Here is an 11,722-nt window from a genome sequence, read left to right on the forward strand (position 1 = left end):
ACCGGAACGGGGTGATCGCCGCGAGATCGGGGTGCGCGCCCTCACAAGGGCCGATACGCAGCTCTCGGGACGATCACGGCGCAGGCGACCCCGTACTGAGTCGTCGATCACACGACGGCAGGATGGCCGGATGACGGACCAGCTCGACGGCGCGATCGCACTGCCCGACGGAACCCCGGTACGGGGGCGTGGCCGCCGCCAACCCGTCCCGCCCGGGCCGTCCCCCACGTACGGCCTCTACCTCGGCCGCCCGCCCGAGGCGAAGCGGAGCTTCTTCGACCGCTCACCAGCGTGGCGCCCTGACTGGCCCGCCGACTGGATCGACTGGCCCGACTTCCGCGTCCCGCGCGATGACGAGGCGGCCGCCGCACTGATCGAGCACGCCTACTCGCTCGCACGCACCGGCCAGCTGGTCGAAGTGGCGTGCGACGGCGGCAACGGCCGGACGGGCACGGTGATCGCCTGCATGGCCGTGCTTGCGGGCCACCCGGCCGACGACGCCCTGCGCTGGACCCGGGAGCACTACCGGCGTCACGCGGTGGAGACACCCGGCCAACGCCGCTGGATCACGTGGTTCGCGACGCAACGCCCGGCTCAGCCCGCGGGCTGAGCCGCCACTTTGCTGGGCGAGCGGCGCGTTGGTCCGAACCTTGCGTGCGGATGTGCCGCTCGTCCCCGCTCAGCGCAGGCGCGCCACCAGGGCCTCGGTCACCTCGGAGGTCGAGGCGGTGCCCCCGAGGTCGGCCGTGCGCGTCTCCGGCTTTGCGAGCGTGGCCTCCATCGCGGCCAGGACGTCGGCGGCCGCTTCGGGGTGGCCGAGGTGGCCCAGCATCAGAGCCGCCGACCACACCGCCCCCACCGGATTGGCCACACCTGTGCCGGCGATGTCCGGTGCCGAACCGTGCACCGGTTCGAACATGGAGGGGAACTCCCTCGTGGGGTCCAGGTTGGCCGACGGCGCGATCCCGATCGAGCCCGCAACTGCCGCGGCGAGGTCGGAGAGGATGTCGCCGAACAGGTTCGAGCCGACCACCACGTCGAACCGCTCGGGCTGCAGCACGAACTTCGCTGCGAGGGCGTCGATGTGCTCGCTGTCCCACCGCACGTCCGGGTGCCGGGCCGCGCGCTCGGCCACGACCTCGTCCCAGAACGGGAGGGTGTGCACGATCCCGTTCGACTTCGTCGCGGAGGTGAGGTACCCGCGCCGGGACGCCGCCAGCTCGAAGGCGAAATCGGCGATCCGGCTCACCCCGACCCGCGTGAAGATCGACTCCTGCACGGCCATCTCGTCGGGGAAGCCCCGGTTCACGCGGCCGCCGACCTCGCTGTACTCGCCCTCGACGTTCTCGCGGACGACGACGAAGTCGACGTTCTCGGCCCCGCGCAACGGGCTCTGCACGCCGTCGAACACCCGGATGGGGCGCAGGTTGACGTACTGGCGGAACGCGCGACGGATCGGGATCAGCAGTCCCCACAGCGACACGTGGTCGGGCACGCCCGGCCAGCCCACGGCGCCGAGCAGGATCGCGTCGAACCCACGGAGCGTGTCAATCCCGTCGGGCGGCATCATCGCGCCCTCGCGCTCGAAGCGACGGCAGGACCAGTCGAACTCGGTGTAGCTGAGCTCGATGTCGTGCTGGGCGCACACGGCGTCCAGCACCGTCCTGGCCGCATCGATCACCTCGTGACCGATTCCGTCGCCCGGGATGACAGCGATTGTCTGGGGGGTCATGCGACGCCGAGCCCGAGCGCGGCGACCATCAGCGGAAGGAACACAATGATGAGTATCGCTCCGATGACGTCGAACGCGGCGCCGGAGCGAATCATCGTGGTGATGGGCACAGCGCCGGACCCGTAGACGATGGCGTTCTGCGGCGTCGACACCGGCAGCATGAAGCCGAACGACGCCGCGAACGTGGCGGCCAGCGCGGGCACGAAGGGGTTGACCCCGGCAGCCACCGCGATCGGGATGACGATCGGCACCACGACGGCCGCCGATGCGGTGTTGCTGGTGGTCTCCGAGACGAGGATCGCCAGCAGCACGGCGAAGATCGTGATGGTGACCACGCTCGAGAGCCCGAGCCCCGTCGACACGGCCTCGCCGAGTGTCCTGGCCAGGCCGGTGTCCGCGAGCAGCGCCCCGAAGATGATGCCGGTGCCGAACAGCAGGATCGTGCCCCAGTCGATCTGCTGGGCGTCCCTCCAGCGCAGCGTGAACTCGCGCTTGGGCCAGTCCGTCGGGAGCAGGTAGAGCAGCGACGCCCCGAACACGGCGACGATGCCCTCGTCGAGCCGCGCACTCACCGCGTCGTAGGCGGGCGAGTCGCTGCCCGCCACGAGCGCGACGATGCCGGGCAGGACCCAGAGCGTCACGGTGACGCCGAACGCGATCAGCGTGTTCTTCTCGGCACGTGACAGCGGTCCCAGCCGCGCGCGTTGCTCGACCACGTACTCCGCGACGCCGTCGATGCGGCGGATCTCCGGCTTGTTGAGCAGCAGCAGCACGACGGCCAGCGCCACGAACATCAGCAGGCAGACCGGAAACGCCATCGCCACCCACTGCGCGAAGGTGATCCGCTCGCCGGTGGCCTCCTCGATCAGTCCGCGGCCGATCAGGTTGGGTGGGCTGCCGACCGGCGTCAGCAGGCCGCCCACGCTCGCGCCGTACGCCAGCATCAGCATCAGCGCGGCGCCGACGCGCAGCCGCAGCGGGTCGAAGTCCTCTGCGACCAGCCCGCGGTCCTGCATCAGCTTCGCGATCACGCTGAGGATGCCCATCGCCGTGGGCAGGAGCATCGCCACCGTGGCGGTGTTCGACACGAACGCCGAGAGCAGGCACGTGACCCCACCGAACGCGACGATCACCCCGACGCTGGAGCGCCCGACCCGCGGCAACGACAGGATCCGGAAGGCGAATCGCCGCGCGACGCCGTGCTTGAGCATCGCCTGGGCGAGGATGAACGCCCCGATGAACGTGAAGACTGTGCTCGACCCGAAGTTCGCCAGCACGTCGTCGGCCGGCGCCACCTGCAGAATCACGATCAGCGCGACGCCGATCAGGCCCGCGACGGGGATCGGCACGGCCTCGCTCACCCAGAGCACGATCACGCCGAGCAGGATCCCTGCCAGCACCTGTTGCTGCGGCTCGAGATTCAAAGGGAGCGCCAGGAACACGATGGTCACGATGGGCGCGAGGAACAGCCCGACCGTGCGGCGACCCTTCTCGAACCGTTCCTCGGCCGGGGAGAGCCGTTGCTCCCCGAGGCTGCGATACGTGGCGTGACCCAGCAGGGCCTTGTCGACGTCGGTGCGAGTGCGCTGGCTCTCGGCGGTCATGGTCCCCTCCACGGCGACGGGATCAACATCGCCGAGAGTGACACCGATCACTCACTCGTGCCACTGCTGGGTTCCGGCCGAGCCGGCGCACGGAAGGTGGCCCGTCCGATGTGCTCCATAGTGGGGCGGTGACGCTGACCGACAACCCCACGATCGTCATCGCCGTCGTTGCGCTCGCGCTGATCTTTCTCCGGCAGTTCACCGCCCGTCGCGTGCGCGCCACCGCCTACCTGTGGGCGGCATTCCTGCTGCTGATCGGGCTGGTGCCGCCCGGGCCGGTGCTGCACCCGACGGTGGCGACCGTTGCTCTGCTCGTGATCTCGCTGTGCGCGTCGATCGCGTTCGGTGTGCTGCGCGGCCGGCAGATTCCCGTGTGGCGCGACGGGCACGGGGTGATCCTGCGGCGTGGCGACGCGACCACAATGTTGCTCTGGCTGGCCACGATCGCCACCAGGCTGGTGCTCGCCGCCGTCGGCTACGTCGCGTTCGCTGAGCCGATCGAGCTCAACGCACTGTGGCTCGGCCTCGGCCTCTCACTCGCGGCCCAGCAGTTGTTCACGGCGCGGCGGGCCATCGCGCTCTCGGCGACGTGAACACCATCCGCCGCGAACTCGGTGACCCGGAGTGCCGAGCTGGGCGCTACCGGGTATGCGCCACTGCGAAGATGCGCCGGAACGGCAACCACGTGGTGCCGTCGGGCCGAGCGGGGTAGGCGTCGCGCAGCCGCGGGGCGAGCACCGAACGGAACGTGGCGTAGTCGTCGCCGAGCGCGTCACGCACGGGCCGCAACGCCGTGCCGCTGATCCACTCCAGCACCGGGTCCGCGCCGGTGAGGCGGTGCAGGTACGTGGTCTCCCAGACGTCGACCTCGGCGTTCGCCCCGGCCAGCAGCTCGGCGTACTCGTCCGGTTCAGCCACCGCGATCTCGCCCCGCAGGTCGATCCGGCCCCGCCACGGCGTCTCGCCGGCGAGCTCACGGATCAGCGCGTGGGTGGGGGCGCTGAGGTTCCCGGGCACCTGCATCGCGAACCACGCCCCGCTCGGCAGGGCGTCGATCCACCGTGGCAACAGCTGCCGGTGCGTCGGCACCCACTGCAGCACCGCGTTGGTGACCACGACGTCGGTGTCCGGCGACGGCATCCAGTCGGCGACGTCGGCCTGCTCGGCAACGACGCCCCGCTCGCGGGCGGCGGCCACCATCTCGGCCGACGAGTCGAGCGCGACGACCTCGGCATCCGGCCAGCGCGCGCTCAACAAGGCAGTGAGGTGGCCGGGGCCGCAACCGAGGTCGACCACGCGGCGTGGGGCGCCCGCGCCCACCCGAGCCAACAGATCGTGGAACGGCCGGGAGCGGTGATCGTCGAAACGGAGATACAGCGCCGGATCCCACGTGGTGCCGCTGGTCATTCCCGACCTCCTCGAATTCAGCTCAGCTTGAGCGTGCGGGCGACCTCGCCCACCACCTGTCGCAGCGCGGCCTCGTCGGTGCCGGCGTCGGCTCGCACCTGCATCACGATGCCGTCGCGGCCGGGCACCTTGCGCTGGACGAACCACGCGCCGCCGCCCGGCAGGTCGCGATGGTGCCTGCTCTTGATCGAACCCGTGACGCGAGCGTGCACCATCTCCGGCACCCGGCCGGGTTCGGCGAGCCGCAGCCGCTGCGGCGGAAGATCGGCGATCAGCACCGCCCCGTCGACGACGTCGCGCTCCTGCGCCTCGACGAACTCGAGGGCACCGTTCTTCCACGACGCCTTGCTGACCAGGTGCCAGCCCAGCCGCCGCACGCCGTCCGGGGTGGGCAGCCACAGCCCGCGCGAGGTGACGACCAGGTGGCCCCCATCGCCCAGCACCGCCGTGGCGAGCACCTGCTCGTCGGCGTCCAGACGACCGTTGAAGCCCTCGGGCAGGTCGTCGTGTCCCAGCAGGCGGCGCACCGCCTTCAGCAGGTTCATCGCACTCCCTCCCTGGTCACCGCAGCGCTTTCTCCCGCAGGGCGATCCTGTACTGCTCCAGCGGCACGAGGTCGCCGAAAAGCTGGTGGTAGGCGTCGGCCTCCTCCATCGGGTTGGTGCGCTGCAGCCGTGCCTTCAACTCGGCGACCTGGGCCTCCACCAGCACGAGCCGCACCCCGGCGATCACGCTCGAGACGTAGCGCGCCTCCTCGGTGTTCTTCCGCGGCAGCTCCAGAGGCTCCACAGCGAGCTCGGTGACGAGCTGGCGCGTCTCGGTGGAGCACTCGGCCTGCACCGCGTCGACCCAGACGTGGCCCTCGCGGCCACCGCACACCCCGCCCGCGGCCTGCACCGCCCGGTGCACCGCCGCGAACGCCGGGTGGGTGAACACCTGTTCCGGCAGTTCGTCGTATGCGGGCCCGGCGATCACCGGCACCTGAAGGGCCGCCTTGAGCGCCTCGCGCTGCAGGTGCAGCCGCGGATCGTCCTTCTGGGGCGGCGCGGGTGCCTCCCGCCGGGTGCCGTTGCGGCCGCGCACCGGCTCGACCGGCGCGCCCGCGGACTCCCGCACGCGCCGCACGACCATCGCGATGTCGTCCCAGCTGGTCCAGCCCGCGAGCCTGCGGGCGTACTCGTCGCGCAGGTCCTCCCGCTTGATCCGCGCCACGAGCGGCACGCACCGCTGCAGCGCGGCGACCCGACCCTCGGCCGTGTCGAGGTTGTGGTCGCGCAGCATGCTGCGGATCGCGAACTCGAAGAGCGGCTCGCGGCGGGCCACCAGGTCGCGCACGGCGGTGTCGCCGTTGCTCTGGCGCAGCTCGCAGGGATCCTGGCCGTCGGGCGCGATCGCCACGAACGTCTGCGCGGCGAAGCTCTGCTCGCCCTCGAAGGCCTTGAGCGCGGCCGCCTGCCCGGCGGCGTCGCCGTCGAAGGTGTAGATCACCTCGCCGAGGTCGAACGAGTCGTCGCCGATCAGCCTGCGGATCACCGAGATGTGCTCGGCGCCGAAGGCCGTGCCACAGGACGCGACGGCGGTGGGAACGCCTGCCAGGTGCATCGCCATCACGTCGGTGTAGCCCTCGACGACCACCACCTGGCGGCGCTTGGCGATCTCGCGCTTCGCCAGGTCGAGCCCGAACAGCACCTTCGTCTTGTGGTAGACGGGCGTGTCGGAGGTGTTGAGGTACTTGGCCTCGATGCCGTCGTCGTCGAAGAGGCGGCGCGCCCCGAACCCGACGACGTCGCCACCGAGGTCCTTGATCGGCCAGAGCAGCCTGCGGTGGAACCTGTCGATCGGGCCCCGGCGGCCCTCCTTCGACAGGCCGGCCTTCATCAGCTCGTCCAGTGTGAAGCCCGCCGAGAGCAGGTGGCGGGTGAGCATGTCCCAGCCCGCGGGGGCGTAGCCGCAGCCGAACATCTGGGCCGATGCCGCGTCGAACCCGCGGCTCGTGAGGAACTGGACGGCGGGCGCGGCCTCGGGTGTGCGCAGCTGCGCGGCGTAGAACTCGGCAGCGCGCTTGTTGGCCTCCAGCAGCCGGCTGCGTGTGCCGCGGTCGCGCTGCACCGAGCTGCCGCCGCCCTCGTAGGTGAGCCGGAAGCCGACCCGATCGGCGAGCCGCTCGACGGCCTCGACGAACCCGACGTGCTCGATCTTCATGATGAACGCGACGGCGTCGCCGCCCTCGCCACACCCGAAGCAGTGGAAGGTGCCGTGGCTCGGCCGCACGTTGAACGACGGGCTCTTCTCGTCGTGGAACGGGCAGAGGCCCTTCAGCGCACCGGCTCCGGCGCGGCGCAGTGCGACGTACTCGCCGATGACCTCGTCGATCCGGGTCCGGTCGCGGACCTCCGCGATGTCGTTGTCCCGGATCCGCCCCGCCACGGGCCGAGTGTAGGCCCGGCTTCGGACGGACCTGCGGGCGCCGCGATCAGCGTCTCCCGGGCGGGCGGCGCGGCTACTGAGATGCTGCGTGCAACCGCGCCACGCGCGCGGCGGGCGGCACGAGACCGAGTGCCCCGCGCTGGGTGGGGATCACGACGGTCGGGTCGGTGGCCGGCTTCGCGGCCGGTTCGAGTGGACGGTCGGAGCGGGGCCGATACCGGTCGATGAACAGCGGCGTCAGTGCCATGACCAGCAGTACAGCGAGGCCCGCGGCGGCCCCGACCATCGTGAGAACGACGAATGGGTCCATATGTCCACCTTGCGCCGCGAAACCTGAGAGGCGCCTCGGTCGGAGTTACGGATTACCCGAGAACCTGCTCAGACCTTCGGCCGATCCCGTCACCGGGGCAGGAGGAGCTGGACCGCCGCGAGACCCGCCAGCAGCGCTGGTCCGCGCACCAACTGACGCACGAGATCCACCTGGACTGCTCCCATTCCCGTGTCGAAGACGGCCGCGCCGTAGTCCGGCGAGGGCCGGGTGGCCGAGCGTTCCACCACGGCAACCGCTCCGAGCGGGATCAGCAGTACCGCGATCGGGTTCAGCGGGAGCAGCGCGGGGAGCAGCGCCGCCGTCCACACGGCCACGGCCACGAGGGGCGCGACGAGGTGCGCCATGATCAGCGCACGGTCGGTGCCGCCGAGCGCACGCCGCAGGGCCGCGGAGCGGGTGACGGCCCGCACGCCCGACGCCACCCGGCTCGCCACCGCGTAGGCGGCAACGACGGCGACGGGCGGCACGGCCACGGCGGGCAGCACCCCGGCAGCCGCGTAGGTCACGAGCAGCAGGCCCACCGCGAGCAGCAGCGCGCCGGGGGTGCGCAGCACGCGGCGCAGATCGGAGTGCACGAGCGCGCCGTACCCGCGACCGCGCCCGAGACGTGAACGTCCGTGGTGGGCGGCGCGCCAGCGCCGCTCCTCCAGCAGGCCGAGCAGCAGCGAGGGCTCCATGAAAGTCCCCGCAGCCTGGACGGCGGCGGCGAGCCCGCTCCCGGCTCCCAGAGCAGCCCGGTCCAGGACACCGAGGCGCCGCCACCCGTAGCCGAACAGGAGCAGGGCGAGCACCCACGCGGCGGTGGTGGCCGCGGGGGCGGGCAGGGCCGGGACGGCGGACGCGCGGGGAACCAGCAGCGCTGCCGCGACGCTCGCCGCGCCGGCCACCACGAGTGCGGTGCCCACGGACCGGCCGGTCCGGGTGTCACCCGCCTGCCACACCACGGCCGCAGCTGCGAGCGCGGCCGCGGCTCCCGCTCCGGTGGCTGCCCACCACATCGCCTCCCACCAGGGCGGGGCCACCGCGGCGACCAGAGCCGCCAGTGCCCCGCCGCCCGCCCCGGCCAGCGCCGCCGCTACCGCGAGGGCGAGGTAGCGGGGCCGGAGCATGGCGGCGCGGTCGACAGTGCCGGCGAGCAGCCAGTGCCGTACCGCCGGACCGGCCAGCATCGGGCCCAGCGCCAGCGCCGCGCGCAGCACCACACCCGCGAGCACCAGCCCGACGGCGCCGAGCAGCAGCCCGACGTGCGGCGCGTGCGGCAGTGGGCTCGCCTCGGCGCCCATCACCCGGCGCACCCCCTGCACCAACAACCCGGTGAGCACGGCCACCGCGAGCAGCGGCGTGTACCAGTCGCGGTCCTGCGCCTTCCCGGCCGCGACACGCTGGGCCCGCCGGGCGCGGGCGAGGTGGACGCGCAGATCCCGGGCCTTCGGCACCTGCACCGTCGGGGCGGCGGTCACGTACCCAGCTCGACCGTCTGGTCGGCCACCGCGTCGACGACGGCCGTGTCGTGCGAGGCGAACAGCACGGCGCGGCCGGCGGCCTTCTCCTGCTCGAGCCGCTCCACCAGCCACTGCCGGCCCGCCGCGTCGAGCCGCTGCTCCGGCTCGTCGAGCACGAGCAGGCGGCGCGGACGCACGAGGCAGGAGGCCAGAGCCAGGCGCCTGCGCTCGCCGCTGGAGAGGCCCACGGGAGTCCGGTCGGCCAGCGCGGCCAGGCCCAGCTCGGCGAGCACCGGCGCGGTGTCGGGCTCGGCGCCGTGCGCCCTGGCGAGCAGGTCGAGGTGCTCGGCAACCGAGAGGTCCGGGAAGAACTCGACGTCGTCGAGCACGCTCGCGACGGTGGCGCGGACCCGCGGGTCGTCCTCGCGCAGCGGGCGGCCATCGAGACGCACCTCGCCCGCGTCGGGCCGGTCGGCGCCGACGACGCAGCGCAGGAGGGTGGTCTTCCCCGCGCCATTGGGTCCCACCACGGCCGCCGCCCGGCCGGGCTCGAGCGAGAAGCCGACACCAGCCAGCACCACGGCGGGACCGAACCGCCGGACCAGGCCGTCAACGATCAGCACGTGCTTGCACCTCCAAGTCGGCCGCGTAGGTTCAACTGCCGTGGACGCGGACGTCGAAGTGTTCGAAGCACACCGGGCACACCTGATCCGGATCGGCTACCGCATCACAGGCAGCCTCGCAGACGCCGAGGACGCCGTGCAGGAGGCCTGGCTGCGCCTCGCCGCGCTGGACGACGTGAGCCGCGCCGAGATTCGCGACGAGCGGGCCTGGCTCACCACCGTGGTCGGGCGACTGTGCCTCGACCGGCTGCGCTCGGCCGCGGCGCGCCGCGAGCGGTATGTCGGACCGTGGCTGCCCGAACCGCTCATCACCACGGGCGACAGCGACGACCCACTCACGACCGTGGTGCGCGACGAGGGCGTGCGCATGGCCGCCATGGTCGTGCTGGAGAAGCTCTCGCCGCCGCAGCGGGTGGCGTTCGTTCTGCACGACGCGCTCGCGCTGCCGTTCGCCCAGATCGCCGACGTGCTCGGCTGCAGCGAGGCCGCCGCGCGTCAGCACGCCACGCGGGCGCGGCGGATCGTCGCCGAGGCCGACCCGCCGTCGCGGGCGCGGGCGCAGACGGCCGAGGTGGGCGCGCTGATCACGCGTTTCGCCGAGGCCATCTCCCGCGCCGACGGGCCCGCCCTGCTCGCTGTGCTGCACCCCGAGGCCGTGTGGGTCAACGACTCCGACGGGCGGACGAAGGCGGCACGCCGCACGATCCTCGGTGCGGAGAAGGTGACGCGCCTGATCCTCGGCCTGCTGGAGCGCTACGGTCCCGCGTTCACGCAGGGGTGGGTGCCGGTCGTGGTCAACGGCGAGGCCGGGTTCCTGACCCCCTCCTACGGCGATACCGGCCCGGGCGTCACCGCCGTCTCCATCCGCGACGGCCGGATCTCGGGGATCTACTCGGTGCTCAACCCGGAGAAACTGGAGCGCCTCCCGACCTGACCCGCGCCCGGGACGCACCCGGTGGTCAGCCCGACAGGCGCACCTGGCACGCCGTGTCGAAGCCCTGGTCGACGATGCCGAGAGCGTGGTAAGCCCGGGCCCGCATGTTCTCCAGCGCGATGGAGTGGGTGAGCTCGATCAAGCCCGCCCGCCCCAGCTCCGCCTCCAGCTCGGCGACCTGGGAGTCGGTCACCGTCGGCGGAAGGGCCGTCATCGCGTCGGTGTAGGCGAGCACGCGCCGCTCGACGGGCTCGAAGAGCGGGTGCGTCGCGTACTCGTCGATGTGCCGGAGCCGTTCGACGTCCAGACCGCCGAGACGCTGCAGCATCGTGCCGAAGTCGACGCACCACGAGCAGCCGACGACCGTCGCCACGCGGAAGACCGCGAGCTCCCGCAGCCGCGCGGGCAGCACCGTGGACGCGCGCTCGAACGCGGCCTCGGAGAAGACAGAGGCCCAGAACAGCCGCTTGTGGTGGCGCAGCACCGCGAACGGCTCCGGGACGTCCCCGAACTTCTTGCGCATCAGCCGATACATCAGCCGGCCCACCACTCCTGCCTCTTCGGCGGGCACCACCGGAAAACGTGCGCTCATGTCGTCCTCCTCGAAATGCGACGTCCGATCACGAAGGGGACGAGACGGCGGCGTGATCCGTGACGAGACGGACGTCATGACGCGCGGGAACCCCCGTGCCCGGCGCCCTAGCGTCGGTGCCATGACCGGCCCCGTCGTGCCCGAGTCCCACATCGATCTGCTGACCCGTCCCCTGATCGCACACCTGGGCACGGTCCGCCCCGACGGCTCGCCGCAGGTGAACCCGATGTGGTTCTCCTGGGACGGGACGCACCTGCGGTTCACGCACACGTCGGAACGCCAGAAGTACCGCAACGTGCAGGCCGACCCACGCGTCTCCGTGGCCATCGACGACCCCGACCGGCCGCCCCGCTTCGTCGAGCTCCGGGGACGGGTGGAACGGATCGAAACGGATCGGGACGCGGCGTTCTACGCCGAGCTCGCCGAGCGCTACTCCAGGAAGTTCGACGAGCCGCCCAGCGACGCCGCGGTGCGGGTGGTCCTGTTCGTCCGCCCCGAGACGGCGTTCTGGACCTGATATGTAGCCGTGGTTGTCAAGTGGGCAGGGTGGAGCGGTGCCCACTTGACAACCACGGGCTGTGGGCACCGCTCCGGGGCCCGGATGTGTCAGCTGGTGACGAGCGTGTCGGT

The 11,722-nt window shown here is 72.2% G+C and carries 13 protein-coding genes; 4 read left to right on the forward strand and 9 right to left on the reverse strand.

Translation table 11 applies throughout. From position 1 onward, the window contains the following. The first annotated feature begins 130 nt into the window (after positions 1-130). Entirely contained in the window at positions 131-610 is a 480-nt protein-coding gene (locus ABD743_RS43075) for a protein-tyrosine phosphatase family protein (protein ID WP_344730278.1), read from the forward strand. Positions 611-679: 69 nt separating this feature from the next. On the opposite strand, the gene ABD743_RS43080 is transcribed toward ABD743_RS43075, so the two are convergent. Further along, on the reverse strand, positions 680-1,732 hold the full coding sequence (locus ABD743_RS43080; RefSeq protein WP_344730279.1) for a tartrate dehydrogenase: 1,053 nt from the start codon (positions 1,730-1,732) through the stop codon (positions 680-682). Next, positions 1,729-3,336, reverse strand: a complete 1,608-nt coding sequence (locus ABD743_RS43085) for an SLC13 family permease (RefSeq protein WP_344730281.1) — start codon at positions 3,334-3,336, stop codon at positions 1,729-1,731. Before ABD743_RS43085 ends, ABD743_RS43080 begins: the two co-directional genes overlap by 4 nt. A gap of 128 nt (positions 3,337-3,464) precedes the next feature. On the opposite strand from ABD743_RS43085, the gene ABD743_RS43090 reads away from it, so the two are divergent. Continuing rightward, positions 3,465-3,929, forward strand: a complete 465-nt coding sequence (locus ABD743_RS43090; protein ID WP_344730282.1) for a hypothetical protein — start codon at positions 3,465-3,467, stop codon at positions 3,927-3,929. A gap of 46 nt (positions 3,930-3,975) precedes the next feature. Here the strand turns inward: ABD743_RS43090 and ABD743_RS43095 are convergent, their stop codons facing one another. The 6 genes from ABD743_RS43095 to ABD743_RS43120 form a co-directional block, all read right to left on the reverse strand. After that, positions 3,976-4,743, reverse strand: coding sequence for a trans-aconitate 2-methyltransferase (locus tag ABD743_RS43095; protein ID WP_344730283.1), 768 nt, complete (start codon positions 4,741-4,743; stop codon positions 3,976-3,978). A gap of 17 nt (positions 4,744-4,760) precedes the next feature. After that, complete coding sequence (locus ABD743_RS43100) at positions 4,761-5,288, reverse strand: hypothetical protein (protein WP_344730284.1); 528 nt, start codon at positions 5,286-5,288, stop codon at positions 4,761-4,763. 16 nt (positions 5,289-5,304) lie between these two features. Further along, positions 5,305-7,170 carry a DNA primase gene (gene dnaG / locus ABD743_RS43105; RefSeq protein ID WP_344730285.1) on the reverse strand — a complete coding sequence of 622 codons (1,866 nt, stop codon included), beginning with the start codon at positions 7,168-7,170 and terminating at the stop codon, positions 5,305-5,307. Positions 7,171-7,243: 73 nt separating this feature from the next. Beyond that, on the reverse strand, positions 7,244-7,480 hold the full coding sequence (locus ABD743_RS43110; RefSeq protein WP_344730286.1) for a hypothetical protein: 237 nt from the start codon (positions 7,478-7,480) through the stop codon (positions 7,244-7,246). Between the two features lie 89 nt (positions 7,481-7,569). Next, positions 7,570-8,961, reverse strand: coding sequence for a DUF6297 family protein (locus ABD743_RS43115; protein ID WP_344730287.1), 1,392 nt, complete (start codon positions 8,959-8,961; stop codon positions 7,570-7,572). Continuing rightward, a complete protein-coding gene (locus tag ABD743_RS43120; protein ID WP_344730288.1) occupies positions 8,958-9,566 on the reverse strand; it encodes an ABC transporter ATP-binding protein in 609 nt (202 codons plus the stop codon). Before ABD743_RS43120 ends, ABD743_RS43115 begins: the two co-directional genes overlap by 4 nt. Positions 9,567-9,606: 40 nt before the next feature. Here ABD743_RS43120 and sigJ point away from each other — a divergent pair, with 40 nt between their 5' ends. After that, the gene (gene sigJ, locus ABD743_RS43125; RefSeq protein WP_344730289.1) at positions 9,607-10,500 is read left to right on the forward strand and encodes an RNA polymerase sigma factor SigJ; all 894 of its coding nucleotides are present in this window, start codon (positions 9,607-9,609) and stop codon (positions 10,498-10,500) included. Positions 10,501-10,525: 25 nt separating this feature from the next. Here the strand turns inward: sigJ and ABD743_RS43130 are convergent, their stop codons facing one another. Continuing rightward, positions 10,526-11,092, reverse strand: coding sequence for a carboxymuconolactone decarboxylase family protein (locus ABD743_RS43130; RefSeq protein ID WP_344730291.1), 567 nt, complete (start codon positions 11,090-11,092; stop codon positions 10,526-10,528). Between the two features lie 121 nt (positions 11,093-11,213). Here ABD743_RS43130 and ABD743_RS43135 point away from each other — a divergent pair, with 121 nt between their 5' ends. Beyond that, a complete protein-coding gene (locus ABD743_RS43135; protein WP_344730292.1) occupies positions 11,214-11,609 on the forward strand; it encodes a PPOX class F420-dependent oxidoreductase in 396 nt (131 codons plus the stop codon). The last annotated feature ends 113 nt before the right edge of the window (positions 11,610-11,722 follow it).

This window comes from Pseudonocardia yunnanensis, assembly GCF_039534065.1.
Lineage (GTDB): Bacteria > Actinomycetota > Actinomycetes > Mycobacteriales > Pseudonocardiaceae > Pseudonocardia > Pseudonocardia yunnanensis.